General features: G+C 65.9%; 15 protein-coding genes. 3 read left to right on the forward strand and 12 right to left on the reverse strand.

All coding sequences use genetic code 11. The annotated features are described in order from the left end of the window. Positions 1–141 precede the first annotated feature (141 nt). The 7 genes from E2583_RS20195 to E2583_RS20225 form a co-directional block, all read right to left on the reverse strand. Entirely contained in the window at positions 142–1,419 is a 1,278-nt protein-coding gene (locus E2583_RS20195; RefSeq protein WP_291598033.1) for an NAD(P)/FAD-dependent oxidoreductase, read from the reverse strand. Further along, positions 1,420–1,749: a c-type cytochrome gene (locus E2583_RS20200; protein ID WP_309467954.1), complete on the reverse strand. Its 330-nt coding sequence runs from the start codon at positions 1,747–1,749 to the stop codon at positions 1,420–1,422. It lies immediately after the preceding gene. Between the two features lie 337 nt (positions 1,750–2,086). Further along, entirely contained in the window at positions 2,087–2,425 is a 339-nt protein-coding gene (locus tag E2583_RS20205) for a hypothetical protein (protein WP_309467949.1), read from the reverse strand. A 161-nt stretch (positions 2,426–2,586) separates the two neighbouring features. Continuing rightward, positions 2,587–4,728, reverse strand: coding sequence for a methionine--tRNA ligase (gene metG, locus E2583_RS20210; RefSeq protein ID WP_291598039.1), 2,142 nt, complete (start codon positions 4,726–4,728; stop codon positions 2,587–2,589). 230 nt (positions 4,729–4,958) lie between these two features. Continuing rightward, positions 4,959–6,704, reverse strand: coding sequence for a diguanylate cyclase (locus tag E2583_RS20215; protein WP_291598042.1), 1,746 nt, complete (start codon positions 6,702–6,704; stop codon positions 4,959–4,961). A gap of 90 nt (positions 6,705–6,794) precedes the next feature. Further along, positions 6,795–8,066 (reverse strand): patatin-like phospholipase family protein, encoded by a 1,272-nt coding sequence (locus E2583_RS20220; protein WP_291598044.1) that lies wholly within the window; start codon positions 8,064–8,066, stop codon positions 6,795–6,797. A gap of 89 nt (positions 8,067–8,155) precedes the next feature. Further along, complete coding sequence (locus tag E2583_RS20225; RefSeq protein WP_291598046.1) at positions 8,156–8,725, reverse strand: restriction endonuclease; 570 nt, start codon at positions 8,723–8,725, stop codon at positions 8,156–8,158. Positions 8,726–8,848: 123 nt separating this feature from the next. Between E2583_RS20225 and apbC the strand changes: the two genes are divergently transcribed. Both apbC and E2583_RS20235 read left to right on the forward strand, forming a co-directional pair. After that, complete coding sequence (apbC, locus tag E2583_RS20230) at positions 8,849–9,940, forward strand: iron-sulfur cluster carrier protein ApbC (protein WP_291598047.1); 1,092 nt, start codon at positions 8,849–8,851, stop codon at positions 9,938–9,940. Next, a complete protein-coding gene (locus E2583_RS20235) occupies positions 9,940–10,902 on the forward strand; it encodes a LysR family transcriptional regulator (protein ID WP_291598048.1) in 963 nt (320 codons plus the stop codon). Before apbC ends, E2583_RS20235 begins: the two co-directional genes overlap by 1 nt. A gap of 6 nt (positions 10,903–10,908) precedes the next feature. Here the strand turns inward: E2583_RS20235 and E2583_RS20240 are convergent, their stop codons facing one another. From E2583_RS20240 to E2583_RS20260, 5 genes are all read right to left on the reverse strand, one after another. Then, entirely contained in the window at positions 10,909–13,218 is a 2,310-nt protein-coding gene (locus E2583_RS20240; protein WP_291598049.1) for a molybdopterin cofactor-binding domain-containing protein, read from the reverse strand. Positions 13,219–13,423: 205 nt separating this feature from the next. Continuing rightward, positions 13,424–14,107, reverse strand: a complete 684-nt coding sequence (locus E2583_RS20245) for an N-carbamoylsarcosine amidohydrolase (RefSeq protein ID WP_291598050.1) — start codon at positions 14,105–14,107, stop codon at positions 13,424–13,426. Further along, complete coding sequence (locus tag E2583_RS20250; protein ID WP_291598051.1) at positions 14,104–15,189, reverse strand: 2,5-dihydroxypyridine 5,6-dioxygenase; 1,086 nt, start codon at positions 15,187–15,189, stop codon at positions 14,104–14,106. The genes E2583_RS20245 and E2583_RS20250 overlap by 4 nt, the downstream gene beginning before the upstream one ends. 50 nt (positions 15,190–15,239) lie before the next feature. Further along, entirely contained in the window at positions 15,240–16,085 is an 846-nt protein-coding gene (locus tag E2583_RS20255) for an alpha/beta hydrolase (RefSeq protein ID WP_291598052.1), read from the reverse strand. A gap of 11 nt (positions 16,086–16,096) precedes the next feature. After that, the gene (locus E2583_RS20260) at positions 16,097–16,885 is read right to left on the reverse strand and encodes an Asp/Glu racemase (RefSeq protein WP_291598053.1); all 789 of its coding nucleotides are present in this window, start codon (positions 16,883–16,885) and stop codon (positions 16,097–16,099) included. A gap of 323 nt (positions 16,886–17,208) precedes the next feature. On the opposite strand from E2583_RS20260, the gene E2583_RS20265 reads away from it, so the two are divergent. Further along, a complete protein-coding gene (locus tag E2583_RS20265; RefSeq protein WP_291598054.1) occupies positions 17,209–18,366 on the forward strand; it encodes an FAD-dependent monooxygenase in 1,158 nt (385 codons plus the stop codon). The last annotated feature ends 82 nt before the right edge of the window (positions 18,367–18,448 follow it).

The raw sequence follows: 18,448 nt of genomic DNA on the forward strand, positions 1-18,448 counted from the left end.
CTGCTGCCGGCTTGGGACACGCAAGGGAGGGCCACCAAGCAAGGGCCGCCCCGCCCCGCCGCGATGGTGGCGTCCCCTTCCCGCAGTGCGAAGCACGTACAGATAAGGGGAAGGCGCAAAGCGCCTCAGGGGATGAGCCAGTTAACTACCCCAGATATCCGCGCTGATGGCCTTGTACCAGGCTGCGCCGTAGTCGGCCTCGGCCTTGCGGAAGGCGGCATCGCCGTTCATGGGGCTCACGCCGCCGGATTCGGGTACTTCGATCAGCTTGCCCGCTGCAGTGCGGTAGACGCCGGCCACGGAAATGCCGTAGTCGGTGCCGATCAGGCTGTAGCAGGTGTTGGCAAAGGCCGCCGCAGGCAGGGGGCTGCCGCTCAGCTCGGCGGCAATCGCGGCAGCGGCCACCTTGCCTTGCGTATTGGCGGCAAAGCCGGACTTGGGCATGGGCGCGGCAATCGTGGCGTCGCCCAGCACATAGACATGCCGGACCTGGGTGGATTCAAAGGATTCTGGCTTGACCGGAACCCAGCCGCTGGCATTGGTCACGCCGGCACGGTCGGCGATAAAGCCGGCCTTCTGGGGCGGGATGACGTTGAGCACATCGGCCTTGTGCCTGGTGCCGAACGCGGTTTCCACTTCCAGGTTCTTGGCATCCACGCGTGCGACCTTGCCGTCATCGGCCTGCTTGACCCATTCGATCATGTCGCCGTAAAGCGCCTTCCAGCCCTGAATGAACAGGCCTTGCTTGGAGAAGGCATCCTTGTCGTCCAGCAGCAGAATCTTGGACCTGGGTTTGTGCTGCTTGAGGTAGTGGGCCACCATGGCCGCGCGCTCGTAGGGGCCGGGCGGGCAGCGGAAAGGGTTGGCAGGGATGACCATCACGAACTTGCCGCCATCGGGCATGGCTTCGAGCTGCTTCTTGAGCAGCTGGGTCTGCGCTCCGGCCTTCCAGGCATGGGGGGCAAGCTGGGCGGCTGCCTCGTCATAGCCTTCCAGCGCATTCCAGCGCATGTCGATGCCGGGCGAGAGCACCAGCTTGTCATAGCTCAGCGCCTGACCGTTGGACAGCAGCACGCGCCTGGAGTCGGTCAGGACCTGGTCGGCACGTGCATGCACCACGTCCACGCCGGCCTTGCGCAGACCGCCGTAGCCGTGGCCTATGCTCTCCCAGCTGCGCAGGCCGGCCAGGTACAGATTGGAGAAGGGGCAGGTATAGAAGCGCTCGGCCGGCTCCACCAGCGTGACCTGGACATGCGGTGCGAACTGGCGCAGATAGCGGGCGGCCGTGGCTCCGCCAAAGCCGCCGCCGATCACGACCACGCGGGCCGACGCTGCCTTGGCCTGCACGATGGCGGGCATGGCGAGGCTGGCTGCACCGGCGGCGGCACCGCCGAGAATTTGACGACGATTGATCTGCATTTACGGCCCCTTCTTGCTGAACCATTGGGCCAGCGCTTTGATTTGCTCATCGTCGTAGCCCTTGGCCAGACGGGTCATGACGGTGGCGTCCTTTGCGCTACCGGCCTTGAAGGCCTGCAGGCGTTGCAGCAGGTGGGCCTCGGGCAGGCCGCGCAGTTGGGGAATGACGCCCGTGGAGCGGCCGTCCGGGCCGTGGCAGTTGGCACAGCTGGCAGCCAGCAAGGCCACATCCTGCACGCGCAAGGAGGTGGCGGCAGAGCTGGCCAGGCTGGGCAGCGGGGCTGCCAGGGCAACAGCCAGCCATAGCGCGGAGCGCGCTGAAGTGAGCAAGGGTTTCGATCGCATGGAGTCTCCCGTTGTCCCCAAGCGGGCCGCGTGGGGGGATTCGTGACCTCGATGCCTGAATGTGCGCAGCCTTTGTGATGTGTGTTGAATGCCGGGCATTCTTCTGGGCAGGGACGGTGCAGGCAGAGCGGATGAAGCTGGATTCTAGGAAGCGGACCGGCCCCGACAAGTCCAATATCCTGGCGATGTAACAGGAAGTTATTGGTTATTTAGTTATGCGCTGCGAATGTGCTTGCAGGGCGCACCTGGGCATGAAAAACCGCATGGTGCTCCCGGGCAGGGAGCGCAAGGCGGTCTTCTTTGAACGGATGCAGGCGGTTCGTCAGTATTGCGGCGGCAGACCCTCAGGAGGGGGAGGCGTGGTGTTGGCGGCTGCAGCCGGCATTTCTGCCCCTGCGGGAGCCGCAGCCGAGGAGTCGCGGTAGCGTATGTGCACGCCGCTGGTATCGGGCGGGTCGTCATCCATCAGGGCATCAGCCGCCTTGCCCACGCCCTTGCCCACGATCCTGGCCGTACCGATGGCCGCATCGGCGGCCAGGCCCACGGCCCCGGCCGTCACGCTGATGGCGGTGCCGGTGACGGCGATCACGGTACAGCCCGAGAGTGCCAGGCTGAAGCAAAGAGCCCCCAGGGCCAGGAGGCGCGGGGGCTTGCGCGACATCATGATCCTATTGCGTCGCACGGTGTGCAGCGCCTTTGCAAAGGGCAAAGCCTTGCCCGGGGTCACCGTGCAAGGGCCTAAGGCGGCCCCGCCGCCCCGCCGCGAGGCTGTCGTCCCCCCAGGGGGAAGGCGCCGAAGGCGATTCAGGGGGGACCATAGGATCAATGAATCCGCATGCCGGGTTGTGCGCCGGGGAAGGGTTCCAGCACATAGATCCCAGGATGGGTCTTCTCGTCGGCGTGGCTGGCCGCCAGCACCATGCCTTCGGACAGGCCGAACTTCATCTTGCGCGGTGCCAGATTGGCCACCATCACCGTCAGCTTGCCCTGCAGTTGCTCGGGCTGGTACATGCTGCTGATGCCGCTGAAGACGTTGCGGGTCCTGGGCTGGCCGTTCTCGTCCTTCTCGCCCACATCCAACGTCAGCTGCAGCAGCTTGGTCGATCCTTCCACCGCCCTGCATTCCAGAATCCTGGCGATGCGCAGATCGACCTTGGCAAAGTCGTCGATGCCGATGGTCTCGGCCAGCGGCTCGCCGCCGGGGGCCGTGGGGTCGATCGCGGGCTCGGCCTTCTTGGCGGCCTTCTTCTCGGCCTTGGCCGGTTCGGCGGCGGCCTGGCCGGCGGGTGCTTCAAACAGGGCTTCAAGCTGCTTGGGGTCGACGCGCTGCATCAGATGCTGGTAGACGCCGATCTGGTGGCCGGCGCCCAGGGGCCTGACCACGTCGGCGAAGCGCTCGGGGGGCACGATGAGGAAACGGGCCACTTCGGCGGCCACGCCGGGCAGGATGGGGCTGAGGTAGATGGTCAGGATGCGGAAGGCTTCGATGCAGGTCGTGCACACGTCGTGCAGACGGGCATCCATGCCTTCCTTCTTGGCCAGCTCCCAGGGCTTGTTGGCGTCCACATAGCTGTTGACCTTGTCGCACAGCAGCATGATCTCTCGCGAGGCGCGGGCGCTGTCGCGGGCCTCGTAGGCGGCGACGATGGCGGTTTGCTGCTCGCGCAGCGCGCCCAGCAGGGCCTGGCCGTCTTCGCTGACCTGACCCAGCCTTCCGTCAAAGCGCTTGCTGATGAAGCCCGCGGCGCGCGAAGCGATGTTCACGTACTTGCCGATCAGGTCGGAGTTGACGCGCAGCATGAAGTCTTCGGGATTGAAGTCGATGTCTTCGTTCTTGCCGTTGAGCTTGGCACCCAGGTAGTAGCGCAGCCACTCGGGGTTCATCTTGAGCGACAGGTACTTGAGCGGATCGAGGCCGGTGCCACGGCTCTTGCTCATCTTCTCGCCGTTGTTCACGGTCATGAAGCCGTGCACGCAGATCCGGGTCGGCGTCTTGCGGCCGCTGAACTTGAGCATCGCGGGCCAGAACAGCGTGTGGAAAGTGATGATGTCCTTGCCGATGAAGTGGTACTGCTCCAGGTCGGGGTCGGCCATATAGGCGTCGTAGTCCTCGCCGCGTCGCTTGAGCAGTTCCTTGAGCGATGCCAGGTAGCCCACGGGCGCATCCAGCCAGACATAGAAGTACTTGCCGGGCGCATCGGGAATCTCGATGCCGAAATAGGGGGCGTCGCGGCTGATGTCCCAGTCGTCCAGGCCTTCGCTGGTCGAGCCGTCGGGGTTGGTGCGCACGCCGAACCATTCCTTGATCTTGGCCGCCACCTCGGGCTGCACGTGCTTGCCGTTCTGCGTCCACTCGGTCAGGAACTCCACGGCGCGCGGATCGGAGAGCTTGAAGAAGAAATGCTCGGAGGACTTCATCACCGGCGTGGCGCCCGACAGGGCCGAGAACGGGTTGATGAGGTCGGTGGGCGCATAGACCGAGCTGCACACTTCGCAGTTGTCGCCGTACTGGTCCTTGGCGTGGCAGCGCGGGCATTCGCCCTTGATGAAACGGTCGGGCAGGAACATGTTCTTCTCCGGGTCGAAGAACTGCTCGATGGTGCGGGATTCGATGAAGCCGGCGGCCTTCAGGTCCAGATAGATCTGCTTGGACAGCTCGTGGTTTTCGGCGCTGTCGGTATTGCTCCAGTTGTCGAAGGCGATGTGGAAGCCGTCGAGGTACTGCTTGCGGCCGGCAGCGATGTCGGCCACGAACTGCTGGGGCGTCTTGCCGGCCTTTTCGGCGGCAATCATGATGGGCGCGCCGTGGGCGTCGTCGGCGCCCACGAAGTTGACCGCATTGCCCTGCATTCGCTGCGCACGCACCCAGGTGTCGGCCTGGATGTATTCCATGATGTGGCCGATGTGGAAGTTGCCGTTGGCGTACGGCAGGGCGGTGGTGACGAATAGTTTGCGTGCGGTCATGAGGAAACAGCTTTCACAGAGAACCCGTCATTCTAGAAGGGCTTGGCTCCAGGCTGCGGGCGCGGGTTTTGCGCAGGCGCGCGCCGCAGCCGGCCCGGGGTGGTGATTGCTTTGTTTTTCATAGCTGTAATCGCATGAATAATTTGGATTCCAAAATGAAATCAATTTGAAATCTATGATTGAAAGTCGATTGAAGCTTTTGTATTCATAGCGATCAGGCGAGGCACGCCTCATCGCACCGAAGGAGTTTTGTTGCGGTACATGTCCTGATCGGCGACCTTGAGCAGGCTTTGCGCATCCTGGGCATCTCTGGGGTACAGGGCCTGGCCGACCGACGCACCCACGGTCACGGTCTCGCCCTCGGGAACGCCCTGGAGCGAGGTCAGTGGCTGCAGCAGCGCATGCTCGATCTTCAGGCGCACGGCCTGTACCTGCGCCTCGTCGCTGACGCCGCGCAGGATGAGGATGAATTCGTCGCCGCCCAGGCGTGCCACGACATCGTCGGGGCGCAGCAGGTTGCGCAGGCGCAGGCTGATCTCGGCCAGTGCCAGGTCGCCGTTGTCATGGCCCCAGCGGTCATTGAGCGGCTTGAAGCGGTCCAGGTCCACGAACAACAGGGCGAACGGGGCGGCCATGCTCTGGCCGGGAAGGGGGCGGGTGAGCGTGGCCAGAATATGCTGCAGCGCGCTGCGGTTGCTGGCGCCAGTCAGCGGATCGGTGAACAGGCTGTGGCGCATGCGGTGGAAATTGTGGGCCAGCTCGCCAATTTCGTCGCGGCGCTGCACGTCGATGGGCGTGTCGATCTCGCCCTGGCCCACGCTGCGCACGGCGCGGGTCAGCGAGCGCATGTCGTTGGCCACGGCACCGAAGATACGGGTTCCGATGACGACAGCCACAAGCAGTGCCAGCAGTCCCAGGCTGCCCACCAGCACCATGTGACGGTACACGCCGGTCAGCATGTCCCTGTGCGGCACGGCCACCACGGCCATCCAGTCCTGGCCGGAGTCCAGGCTCAGGCGACGGTAGGCGATGCGAGTATTGCGGTGCACGGCATCTTCCAGCAGGGCCGTGCCCGGCGCCGCACCGGACGTGGGGGCATGAAATGCGCTCTGGATGCGGTCGTACACGGCCTGGATCAGCGGGTCCTGGCTGTTGGCGGCGGTCAAGCGCTCGAGCTGGCCGTCTTCGCGCCGTCGGATGTTGGGCATGCCGGTGGCGGCGATCAGGGAGCCGTCGGCCTCGATGATGAAGGCGCGGCCATGCTCGCTAAGGTGCAACTGGCTGACGAATTCGTTGAGAGCGCGCAGCGAAATATCGGTGGCTACCACCCCCTCGAGACGGCCCTTGCCGGAAAGAATGCGGCGGGCGCGTGTCAGCACCAGGTCCTTGGCGCTGAAGTCGATATAGGCAGGAGTCCAGATGACTTCGGCCGACTCTGCCGCAAGCTTGAACCAGGGGCGCTGGCGCGGCTCGAACAGGTGGGTCTCGGTGGATTCATAGACCGGCTCGGCATGCATTCCGGTAAGCCTGAAGTAGCTGCGGTGCTCTCCGGCCTGGGTCTTCAGGCGCAGTTGTCCCAGCTCCGGTGCCAGGCGCTTGAGGGCAATCCCCTGCCCTGCGACATTGGCGTAGTAGACATAGTCGTTGGGTCGGGTGTGCAGCGAGCTGGCCACCCACAACCGGGAGATCAGGGCCGGGATGTGGCCGCGGATGTCGGCAGGCACGGACTGGCCGCTGGGAAATGCGGCCTCCAGCACTGCGCTGGACGGATACAGATGCCGGTCCACGGTCAGCGCGATACGTTCGGCCTTCTCTTGCATCACCTGCTCGGACAAGGCGGACACCGCGTTGCTGCCGGTCCAGTACCAGAGCATGCCCAGGGCCGAGGTCAACAGCGCAATCAGGGCGACAAAAGGCAGGATCAGCGAGAGCTTGAGCGATTTGGAGGCGCGGACAGGCTGTGGAATTGGAATCACTAGGCAGTGGCAATAAAGATGATGAAGGTCAAGCAAAGTGTCTCATGCATCATGGAACCGGCTCCTTTTTCATCATTAACATTTGTTACATCAAGGTGGCCAGCCCAGGAAGCGGCAGAGCTCCTCTCTTCGAGCCAGCGTGTCCGTGCGGCCCAGTGCTATCAGTTCGCGGGTGTAGCCCTGCTCAAATAGCAGGTAGCTGGCCAGCGCGCCGTCTCGCATGGGGTTGCCGGTGCCGGCTCGCACGCCCAGCGTGGCCAGCAGGGTGCGCACCGGCATCGGCAATTTGTCGATATGGCGGGTGGCGATATCGTCGATGCGCTCGCTGGGGGTGATGGCCAGCACCTCGACGGGGCGCAGCCGGCTGTGGATGCGCTCGGCCGGCGAGATGAGGCTCAGTGTGTGATTGATGCGCTCGGCGCGCTCAATGTCCACGGCCAGCGTGTCCAGGAAGATGCTGGACAGCGCGTGCCCGGCCACCTGGGCCAGTGTGGGATAGCTGGCATCGGCCTGGGGCTGGCTGCCCAGGGGCTCGTGGCGCCTGCCGGCGCCGACCACCAGCAACTTGCTGGCGCCCAGATGAATGGCCGGTGCCAGAGGCGCGGTCTGGCGCATGGAGCCGTCGCCGAAATGCTCGAGATGCCCGTCGATGGCCAGCGGCATGGCCGGAAAGATGAAGGGCAGGGCCGAGGAAGCCAGGAGGTGATCGGCCGTGAGCCGGGTCTGAACGGCCTTGCGCTGGTCACGTATCCAGGGGCTCAGGGCCTCGCGGGTCTGGAAGAACGTGATGTGCTGGCCGCTGCTGTAGCTCGATGCCGTGACGGCCAGGGCGTGCAGATGCCCGTCGGCGATCAGCTGTGGAATGCGCTCGAAAGGCATGAGGCCGCTGTTCATCAGGTTTTTGAGCGGCGTGTTGTCGAGCAGCGAACGCGGTCGCATGCGGCTCCAGCGGGCCAGTGCCCAGCCCAGCGACAGCAGCGTCAGCCAGCGTGCGCCGCTACGCAGCACGCTGAGCGAGTCGGCCCTGTAGATCTGCTCGGTATGCATGTGGCTCCAGACATGGAGCATGCGCCGCACGGCGCTGTCAAAGGCATCGGCATGGCAGGCCAGGGCCGCGACATTGATGGCACCAGCCGACGTGCCCGCGAGCACGGGGAAGGGGTTGGGGCCATGCTGAAGACCCCGGGCGCGGCGCAGCTCGGCAATGGCAGCGAGCACGCCGACCTGGTAGGCGGCCCGGGCGCCGCCACCGCTGAGCAGCAGGCCGGTCTGCCCGAAGCTGGAGCTGGGGGCTGCGGGGGCCTGCCGGTCTGTGTCGGCAAGACTGGGAGGGAAGGTGGGTGAGAACTGCTCTGCCGCCATGGCCGCAGTGTGCCCGGATTGTGCCGAGGGCGGTAGGTGGGCCGCACCATCGAGCGGACCGGTACAGCCCTGGCGACAGGCGGCGACCGTCAGCTCTTTTTCGGGGTCTTGGCAATCAGCGTGGCGACGGACTTGGCATCCAGCACCACGAGCTGATGCCGCGCGGCCCAGCTGGCGGCATTCTCGCCCAGAGGCTGCAGAGCCACGTAAACGCCGAGGTCGGCGTTGAGCCGGGTTTGCGCGGCCTGCAGCTCGCGCAGCGGCTCCACGCCATGGGCTGCGGCTTTCCATCGGCGCGCACCGACCACGCTGGTCTGACCGTTGCGCGTCAGCAGCAGATCGGCACCGGCCTGGTCCAGGCGCTGAATCTCATAGCCTTCGGCCTGCCAGGCCGTCTGAAGCTGGGCGCTGAAGTCTGCCCAGGACTGCTCGGCGATCACCTGCTGGATCTGCTCCAGCCTGGCCGGGCTGGGGGCCCGCAGCTGCTTGTAACAGGCGATGCAGCCCACGATGAAGAACGGAAAAGCCCCCAGGGCCGCAAAGGGCGAGATGTCCTTGGGGAACACCGCCAGCGACACCAGCACCACGGCAGCGCAGATCGCAAAGCTGATCCACCAGCGCGAGCGTATCAGGACTGCGAACAGGGAATTTTCGGCCATCTTCAATTTCACGGGCTGTCTCTCAAATCTTGGGCAAAGGCCTGCATTGTCTCCTGTGCACAGGGGTTGGACAGCTTCGCTAGACTATCCGTCATCGAAGAAACCTCTGGAAAACTAAATCCAATGGCTGTTACAGAACAAGCGCTTCTGAGCGCGCTGGCCACGGTGCTTGATCCGCACACTGGCAAGGACTTTGTGAGCACGCGCGGCCTGCGCAATCTGCAGATTGCCGGTGACGATGTCTCGTTCGACGTGGAGATGGGCTATCCCGCCAGCAGTCTGCATCCTGCACTGCGCAGCCAGTTCATCGCTGCGGCCAGGACGGTGGCCGGCGTGGGCAATGTCTCGGTCAACATCGTCACCAAGGTGGCCTCGCATGCCGTGCAGCGCGGCGTGCAGCTGCTGCCGGGTGTGAAGAACATCATCGCCATCTCCTCCGGCAAGGGCGGCGTGGGCAAGAGCACGACCACGGCCAATCTGGCGCTGGCGCTGGCCGCCGAAGGTGCCCGGGTCGGGATTCTGGATGCCGACATCTACGGCCCCAGTCAGCCCATGATGATGGGTGTTTCAGGCAAGCCTGAAAGCCATGACGGCAAGACCATGGAGCCCCTGGAGAACCATGGCGTCCAGGTCATGTCCATCGGTCTGCTGGTCAACAACGACCAGGCCATGATCTGGCGCGGCCCCATGGCCACCCAGGCGCTGGAGCAGATGCTGCGCCAGACCAACTGGAAGGATCTGGACTATCTGCTGGTCGACATGCCGCCCGGAACCGGTGACATCCAGCTGACGCTGTCCCAGCGCGTGCCCATGACGGGTGCCGTGGTGGTGACCACGCCCCAGGACATTGCCCTGATCGATGCCAAGAAGGGCATTCAGATGTTCGAGAAGGTCGGCGTCCCGATTCTCGGCCTGGTGGAAAACATGGCTGTCCATGTCTGCACCAACTGCGGCCATGTCGAGCATATCTTTGGCGCAGACGGGGGCAAGAAGATGGCTGGCGAGCAGAACATCGACTATCTGGGGGCGTTGCCCCTGTCGCTGCAGATCCGCCTGCAGGCCGACAGCGGCAGGCCCACGGTGGTGGCCGAGCCCGAGAGCGAAGCCGCCCAGGTCTACAAAAAGGTGGCGCGCGATCTGGCGGTGAAGGTGGCTCTCAAGGCCAAGGACTTCTCCAGCAAGTTCCCCACCATCACGGTTAGCAGCAATACCTGATGAACCTTCTGACCTCCATGCGTTATCTGGTGGCGCTCAATGAGCACCGCCATTTCGCAAGGGCGGCGCAGGCCTGCCATATCACGCAGCCTGCGCTGTCCAATGCGATCAAGGCGCTGGAGGATGAGTTCGGTGCCGTCATCGTCAGGCGCGGTCGCCTGTTTGGCGGGCTGACTCCGGAGGGCGAGCAGGTGCTGGCCACGGCGCTGTCCATGCTCAGGGCCGAGGAGGCGCTGAGGCAGGATCTGAGTGCCGCAGCGGGCCGGCTCAAAGGGCTGCTGCGCATGGCTGCCGTGCCTACGGCGATTCCCATGCTCACGCGCTTTGCCGCCATGCTGCGCCAGCGCCACCCCGGCATCACGCCCGTGGTGCTGTCCATGAGTTCGGCCGAGATAGAAACCGGGCTCGAGGATCTGTCACTGGATCTGGCTCTGGGCTACTGTGCCCGGCTGCCGGCGCGCGGTCCGCGCCTGCAGTCCTGGTTGCAGTACCAGGAGCACTACTATCTGCTGTGTCGGGATGCGCAGTGCGACAGCCGTCCTTTTGCCTTTGGGGCCGACATCGGCTGGGGCGAGGTGGCAGCGCTGCCGCTGTGTCTGCTCACGCCCGACATGCACAACCGCACGGTGATCGACGAGGCCTTTGCCGCCGTGCAGCGCGAAGTCCAGCCCGCCATGGAAACGAATTCCGTGCTGAGCCTGGTCATGGCCGTGGCCGAAAGCACCCCCGGGGGGGGAGGCGCCATGGTCACCGTGCTGCCCGGCGCGATGGTGGCCACCGTGCGCCACATGCCGGGCCTCATTGCGCGGCCGCTGCGATCGCCCGAGTTGCTCACGCCCATAGGCTTCATGACCCAGCAGGGGATGGCACCCACGCGGGCTCTGCTGGCCGCGCTGGAGCTGCAGGACGATGCCGAGTGGCGCGTGCAGTGCCTGCGCCATGCCGGTGCGCTGAAGGAATGAGCCTGTTCAGGCGGGTTGGTTCGGCTGACCGACCGGGGACGTGGCATTCAGCACGGCGCGCACCGCATCGGGTGTGAACGGGGCTGCATAGAAGCGCCGGCCCGTGGCATCGAACAAGGCATTGGCCAGGGCCGCAGGTCCTGGCACCGAGGCCGATTCTCCTGCACCCAGGGGCGGCTCCTCCTGGCGCGGCATCAGCACCACTTCGATGACCGGCAGGTCGCGGAACCCGATGATGGGGTAGCCGCCCCATTCGCGGCTGGCCACGCCATGGTCGCTGAAGGCCACCTTTTCCATCAGGCTTCGGCTCAGCGTCTGTATGACGTTGCCGTGGATCTGGTGGCGCACGCCGTCGGGGTTGACCATCATTCCCGTGTCCTGGCCCACGACCACCTGTTGCACGGCAATGCGCCCGCTGGCGGGATCCACGGTGATGTCGATGACCCAGGCGGCCCAGGCCGCGCCGAAGCCGGGAAAGCGGCTGTGGATGTAGCGCGCATAGGCCACGCCGCGGCCGTGCAGCAGCCCGTCGGCATCGGGTTGGCCCCGGCTCCCGCAATGCCCTGGCTGCCAGTGCGCATGGCGGGCCGTGGCGTGGATCAGTTCGACGGCGCGTGGATCGTCCAGGTGGCGAACACGGTAGTCCACGGGATCGGCTTCGGCCGCATGGGCCAGCTCGTCGATCATGCAGTCGTGGGCGAAGGAATTGGGCAGGGCCGAGACGCCGCGCAGCCAGGACGCGCGCACGATGGGTGCCATGTCATGACAGGCGATGCGCTGATGGGCATAGCGGTAGGGCGGCACGGCCGTGCGGTCGCCCATCTCCAGTGTGCGTGGCTGGCCTGGCAAGCGGCCGGTGAGCAGCAGGGCCAGCAGCGGCGCGTCGTTGGAGGGGTAGCGTACGTCAAAGTCATAGGCCAGCAGCGCACCCCGGGCGTCGATGGCCGCGCTCACGTCCATGAGCTGGGCCGTGCCCTTGGGCTCCCACTGGTGTTCCTGCTCGCGCGTGAGCTGCACGCGCACGGGGGCGCCCACGGCCATGGACAGCAGGGCGGCGTCGGCGCAGACATCGTCGGCACAGTTCCGTCCATAGCAGCCTGCGGCTTCCAGGCGCACGATCTCGATGCGCTCTTCGCCCAGTTGCAGCAGCCGGTCCAGGTCGGTGCGCAGCATGTGTGGGTTCTGCGTGCCGGCCCAGAGCTTGAGCCGATCCTCGTTGAAATCGGCCACGGCGCAGGAGGGGCCAATGGAGGCATGCATCTGGTAGGGCCAGACATAGCTGCGGTGCAGCCGGGTGGCCGCGCCGGCAAAGGCGTCATCCACGGGCCCCTGATCCACCAGTGCGCGGTGCCGGGCGGGATGGGTGCGGATGGCAGCGGTCAGGTCGGACAGATCGGGCGCGGCGGGCACGGCCCTCCAGTGCACGCGTAGTGCGCGCATGGCGGCAATGGCCTGCTCTTCGCGATCGGCGACCACGCCGACGAAGTCGCCCTCGATCACCACCTGCACCTTGCCGGGCAGGTGGGCCACGGAGTCCCGGTCCACGGACACCAGGCAGCGACCGATGAAGTCGCCGCTGTCGCGGCCCGGATGCGGCGGGCGGATCACGCGGCCATGGCGCATGCCGGGCACGCGCACATCATGGACAAAGCTGAGTTCGCCCGTGGCCTTGGCGGGAATGTCCATGCGTGCCGCGCCCTGGCCCACCAGCCGGTAGTCGCTCGCAGGCTTGAGCTTGACCTCCTGCTCGGGTGGGGCCAGTTGCAGCTGCAGTTGCTTGCCTCGCAGCAGCTCTCCATAGCCGATTTGGCGGGCATCGCTGCCGTCGGCAAAGCGCACAATGCCGTCGCTTGCCCGGAGTTGGTCCGCCCTCGCGCTCCATCGCTGCGCGGCCATTGCCAGCAACTGCTCGCGCGCCTGGGCGGCGGCGCGTCGCAGCGGAATGGCCGAGATCTGGATGCTGGCGCTGGCAATGGTCGGCCCCTGGTTAGGGGCGGCGGCCGTGTGGCCCAGCACCATGTCCAGGTGCTCCAGCGGCACTTCGAGCTCCTCCGCCACGATCTGCGCCAGCGCCGTGCGGATGCCCGTGCCCAGATCCACATGTCCATTGAAGGCCAGGGCGCGCCAGCCCAGCGGGGCATCTTCGTCGGCCAGCACGGCGACGAAGATTTCGGGGGTGGACTGCACATAGTCGGTGGCCGTGCCGGGCTGGCCGGGAGCGGGGCGCGGCGGTGCCACCGGCTGGCGCACCACGAGCAGGGTGTCGGCGCGCGTGAGCAGCTGTGTGTGCTGGGTTTGGGGCTGGGGCAGGGTCATAAGAGCGAATGTGGGACATGCGGGCGTGCCGAGAGCGACGGTTTAGCGCGGTTTGCAAATCCACGGTGCCAGCGAGGGCGGCTGCGCAAGATCACGCAGGGCCTTGAGCGGGAGGCACCGAGGAAGGGCCTATGCCGGCCGCACCGCCTCGCACCGAGGGCACCGTCCCCCTCTGGAGGATGCGGCAAGGCCACTCAGGGGGAGGTCAGTTTGCCGGGACGTCGGTTTCGGAGAGGGCCTGGCAAAGCGGCATCACGGCGGCATACTTCTGTGCCATGTCGAACAGGTTGGCTTCGTGCGGGCCCAGTGCGCGGTCGCCGCAGCAGTCGGCCACTACCAGCGGGCGAAAGCCCGACTGCATGGCATCGACCACGCTGGCGCGCACGCAGCCGCTGGTGACGCAACCGGCCACCACCAGGGTCTGCACGCCGCGCTGGGCCAGCCAGGGCGCGAGCATGGTGCCGAAGAAGGCCGATGGCGTGCTCTTGCGCACCACATATTCGCCCGGGGCCGGCGCCAGCTGGGGCACGATGGCGCTGGCAGGGCTGTCTTCCTTGAGGGTCAGCATGCCGGGCACCTTCAGGCAGAAGATGTTGTGGTCGGCGTCATCGTCGGAGAAAACGATTCGGCTGTGCGCCACGGGCCAGCCGCGCTCGCGCGCATGGGCCAGCAGGTGCTGCGTCTGCGCGATCGCCTCGGGGATGTTGCCGCCGCCGAAGACGGCCGGGTCGGCGAAGCCGTTGACGAAGTCGATGATGAGCAGGCCGAACGGTGCCTTCAGCGGCAGCGGCGTGCCGAAGCCCTGGCGTGCATAGGCGGAGATGTCTCCCTGCGCACCCCCGGTCGGGATGCTCTGGGCGCCGGTGGCCGGCAAGGTGGTGGTTGTCATGCGATGTCCTTTCCTGGCTTGGACCGTTTGGCGGCGCGCGCCAGTCCTTCTTCGTCCTGCACCACGCCGTGGATGACTGTGGGCTTGTCGTCCAGTGCCACCGTGCAGTGGCGCATGGGAATGTCGATGTGGCAGGCCGTGGTGCGGCTGCCGCCGGCCTCGTTGTTGGGGCCCATGGACCACAGGAAGTTGCCCTCGAAGGCGCGGGCGTCCATGCCGATGTGCGTTTCCTTGTCGTAGTGGGCCAGCATGGACCAGTGGGCGCGCGGCTGCAGCCCCCAGCCGATGTGGGACACGGCATAGGCCTCGGGATCTTCGTAGGAGGCCATGTACTCCTTGAGGATGTCGGCCTGCAGGCCGCCGTGGATGCGCGTGACATAGCCCTTCTCGATGACGAGCTCGATGGGGTCGGTCACGTAGTCCTTCATGGGCAGGAGGATGTCGCCCCGGTCCAGCACCACGCGGCCGTTGCTCTCGCCTTCGTCGGGCCAGGTCAGCACGAAGCCGCTGGGCCAGTGGTCCCAGCGGCCGGGCCGGTCCACGAAGCCGTATTCGCAGATGGCCGGGAAGCTGCCGATCCGGCAGCGCAGGTCGGTTCCCGCGGTCGAGGTGATGTGCATCTGGCTGGCGGCCTCGATCAACCTGGACGCGGCCTGCACGCGTGCGCGGTCGCCCTCGGTGGGCACCAGTCGGCACAGCACCTCGGGCGGCTCCACGGCCAGCAGGATCTTGGTGCCGGTCTGCAGGATCTCGTGCTGCTCCGGCGAGAACAGCAAGGTCATCAGGTCCAGTACCAGGTCGCTGGCCTTGAGCGCGGCGATGGCGGCGGGGTTGCCGGTCAGCGGCGTCGTGCCCAGGTAGGCCAGCGAGTCGCGGCTCAGGGATTTTTCGGCGTTGACGGGCGGCAGGTCCAGGCGATTGACGCGCGCGCCCATCTCACTGGAGGCGGCGATGGCGCAGCGCAGCGTCTGCGGGTGTGTGTCGGCGCCTGTGAGCACGGTGACGGTCTGGCCGGCTTCGAGACGGGACAGCGTAAGCACCTGCTTCCAGGCGTGGATCAGATCGATATCGCTGACGGACATGGTCGGCTCCTTGGTGTCGCGATGAAAGGGGGGAGGCGGCGAGTGGGCATTCAGTCCACCCGTGCACCCAGGAAATCGCCCAGGGCCTCATAGAACCCGGCCTCGTTGTCCCAGGGAATCATGTGGCCGGCACCGGGCACGCGCACGTGCTCGGTCTGGGGTGCCAGGCCCTGCCACTCGGCCACGTCCTCGCCGCGTACCACGTCGCCGCGCTCGGCAGTGACCAGCAGCAGCGGGTGCGGGATGTGGGGCAGGTCGGCATGGATGTCGTCGCGGCCGAAGTCCTCGAAGCTCTGCACGATGGCCGGCTCGTGGCAGGTGTGCAGCCATTGGGCGCGCAACTGGCGCTGCTCTTCGGTCCAGGTGGGGCAGAAGGCACGCATGGCCTCCGCATCCATGCCCAGCGTGGCCTGGCGGATGGAGTCCACATACCAGGGCAGGGCGGCCGGGTAGGCGCGGCGGCCCGGGCCGGACACCGGTGGATCGACGATGACCAGGCGCGTGAGCCCGGCCGGCTGGCTGCGCGCAGCGCGCACGGCAATGCGCCCGCCCATGGAGTGGCCGATCAGCGCCCAGCGCTGAAGGCCTAGCGCCTGGGCGAAGGCGGTCACGTCGGCCGCCTGGGCATCGAGGCTGTAGTCCAGGCCGGGGCCGGAGGATGAGAGGCCGCGCCCGCGCACGTCGAGCACATAGGTGTCGAACTGGAAGCCCAACTGCTCGGCCACGAAGCCCCAGGTCACGGCTGGGCTGGTAATGCCGGGAATCAGGATGACGGCGTCGCGCTGCGCGCGTTCGCCCTCGGTGCCGCCGTAGCGCAGGTAGTGCTGGCGGATGCCGTTGGCGTGGACGTTGCCGCCGTAGCGGAATGTGCTGGGGGGGCTGGAGTGGCGGGTCATGCGTGTGTTCCTCAGGCCTTGGCCGCAATGTTGCGGCTGTCGTAGGGGTAGGCGCCCGACAGCAGCGCGCCCGCGCCCGGCACCACGGGGTCCAGCCCCAGTTCCTTGAGGATGGCATAGGTGGTGGCGATGGAGGCGGTCAGCACGGGCTTGCCGGTCTGGGCCTCGACCTGGGCCACGGCCGGCAGCGAGGGCATCTGCACGCAGGCCGACAGCACGATCACGTCGGCGTCGGCGTAGTTCATGCCGGCCACGATGCCGGGCAGCTTGGCAGGATCGTGGCGGCCCACATCCAGGTTGTCGGGGATTTCCAGCGCGCGCCAGTCCACGATCTCGAAGCCTTCGGCGGCCACGTAGTCCATGACCAGCCGGGTCAGCGGAATCATGTAGGGCGCCACCAGGGCGATCTTCTTGGCACCCATCACCTTGAGCGCCTCCACCAGCGCGCCGGCACTGGTGATCACCGGGGCCGTGGCACCGTTGCTGGCCGTGCGCTCGGTCAGGCGCTGCTGCGAGACGCGGTGATAGCCCTTGCCCATGGCCATGATGGCTACCAGGCAGGCGTAGCCCAGCACGTCCACGCGTGCGTCGCTCAGCTCCAGCGCACAGCGGTCGCTTTCGGCGTCCATCGCGGCCAGCTCTTCCTTTTGCACCTTCTTCATGCGCATGCGGCTGGAGTGGAAGGTGAAGCGGTCTTGCGGACGCAGCGTGGAGTGGGCCTGCAGCATGGCCGGTACTTCGGTCTCCATGGTGGTGTTGGAGCTGGGGACGATCTGGCCGATGCGGAATGTGTGGGTCATGGCTTGCCTTTGCAGGGTTTTGAGGGTTTTTGATCAGAATCAACTGAGTGTGTACGCTTTATTCTTGCAAAAGACGTGCCTTCTTGCAAATGAGAATTTTCTCGGTGTTTGTACTTATTTGGTGCGGAAATTGCACCAAAAATGGTGAATTTCAATTTAATCTGCCGCACTGTGGTGCATATGTGATTATGGGAAATTCAAGTGCATACACCTGAATTGGGCGTTTTGTTGCCTGGCACGGTTCCTGCTGTAGACCCTGTATGGACGCGCCGAAGCAACGGTTGCCTCGTCTGGCTTTCAACATTCCTGCAAGGAGAAAAACTGTGTCTCAATCCCCTCGAATCGCCGTTGTCGGTGCTGGTCTCGGCGGGGCTGCTGCTGCCAAGCTGCTGCTCCAGGAAGGCTTCAATGTCCGCGTCTATGAGCAGGCGCCCAGCTTCTCCCGCCTGGGGGCGGGCATTCACGTCGGTCCCAATGTGATGAAGATCCTGCGCCGCATCGGCATCGAGGACGCGCTTAACGAGCAGGGCTCCCACCCCGACTGCTGGTACAGCCGCCACTGGCAGACGGGCGACGTGCTGGCCCGGATCCCCCTGGGCGACTACGCCGTCAAGGAATACGGGGCCAGCTATCTGACCGTGCACCGCGGCGACTTCCATGCGCTGCTGATCGAGGCCTTGCCAGACAGCGTGATGGCCTACGGCAAATACCTCACCCAGGTCGAGGATCGGGGCAATGTGGTGGTCATGCACTTCGCCGACGGCACGACCGAAGAGGCCGACATCGTCATCGGTGCCGATGGCGTGAACTCCCGCATCCGCGAAGAGCTCCTGGGCCCCGAGCTGCCCAAGTACGCAGGCTACCTGGCCCACCGCGCCGTATTCCCCACGCCGGAGGTCAAGGCCGGCATGTTGCCCTTCGACGCCTGCGTGAAGTGGTGGAGCGACGACCGCCACATGATGACCTATTTCGTCACGGGCAAGGCCGACGAGCTGTACTACGTGACCGGCGTTCCCGTCGAGAAGTGGGATCTGGGCGACCGCTGGCTGCCCAGCAGCAAGGAAGAGATGCGCGAGGCCTTCTCGGGCTGGCACCCGACGGTTCAGGCATTGATCGATGCCACCGTGGAAGTGACCAAGTGGTCGCTGCTGGAGCGCGATCCGCTGCCCCTGTGGAGCCGTGGCCGCCTGGTGCTGCTGGGTGACGCCTGCCACCCCATGAAGCCCCACATGGCCCAGGGCGCGGCCATGGCCATCGAGGACGGTGCCATGCTGGCGCGCTGTCTCAAGGAAGTCGGCGCGCACAACCATGAACTGGCCTTCGCGCTGTATGAGGCCAACCGTGCCGAACGGGCCAGCAAGGTGCAGCGCATCTCGCACGACAACACCTGGCTGCGAACCAATGAAGATCCGTCCTGGTGCTTTGGCTATGACGTGTTCAACGTGCCCCTGGTCGAGCCCAAGGTCAGGGCTGCTGCCTGATACTCGCAGCCCAGCCGGACAGGGGAAACTCCCTCTCCTGTCCGGCTGCAGAACGCCGACATCCTGAACCGCAGTTGCAAGA

The organism is Comamonas sp., from assembly GCF_009360615.1.
Taxonomy (GTDB): domain Bacteria; phylum Pseudomonadota; class Gammaproteobacteria; order Burkholderiales; family Burkholderiaceae_C; genus Comamonas.

Excerpts from the sequence above, each read along its gene's own strand:
- E2583_RS20220 (WP_291598044.1), bottom strand. The coding sequence starts at position 8,066 with ATGGCGGCAGAGCAGTTCTCACCCACCTTCCCTCCCAGTCTTGCCGAC.
- metG (WP_291598039.1), bottom strand. The coding sequence starts at position 4,728 with ATGACCGCACGCAAACTATTCGTCACCACCGCCCTGCCGTACGCCAAC.
- E2583_RS20225 (WP_291598046.1), bottom strand. The coding sequence starts at position 8,725 with ATGGCCGAAAATTCCCTGTTCGCAGTCCTGATACGCTCGCGCTGGTGG.
- E2583_RS20205 (WP_309467949.1), bottom strand. The coding sequence starts at position 2,425 with ATGTCGCGCAAGCCCCCGCGCCTCCTGGCCCTGGGGGCTCTTTGCTTC.
- E2583_RS20235 (WP_291598048.1), top strand. The coding sequence starts at position 9,940 with ATGAACCTTCTGACCTCCATGCGTTATCTGGTGGCGCTCAATGAGCAC.
- apbC (WP_291598047.1), top strand. The coding sequence starts at position 8,849 with ATGGCTGTTACAGAACAAGCGCTTCTGAGCGCGCTGGCCACGGTGCTT.
- E2583_RS20250 (WP_291598051.1), bottom strand. The coding sequence starts at position 15,189 with ATGTCCGTCAGCGATATCGATCTGATCCACGCCTGGAAGCAGGTGCTT.
- E2583_RS20260 (WP_291598053.1), bottom strand. The coding sequence starts at position 16,885 with ATGACCCACACATTCCGCATCGGCCAGATCGTCCCCAGCTCCAACACC.
- E2583_RS20255 (WP_291598052.1), bottom strand. The coding sequence starts at position 16,085 with ATGACCCGCCACTCCAGCCCCCCCAGCACATTCCGCTACGGCGGCAAC.
- E2583_RS20195 (WP_291598033.1), bottom strand. The coding sequence starts at position 1,419 with ATGCAGATCAATCGTCGTCAAATTCTCGGCGGTGCCGCCGCCGGTGCA.
- E2583_RS20245 (WP_291598050.1), bottom strand. The coding sequence starts at position 14,107 with ATGACAACCACCACCTTGCCGGCCACCGGCGCCCAGAGCATCCCGACC.
- E2583_RS20240 (WP_291598049.1), bottom strand. The coding sequence starts at position 13,218 with ATGACCCTGCCCCAGCCCCAAACCCAGCACACACAGCTGCTCACGCGC.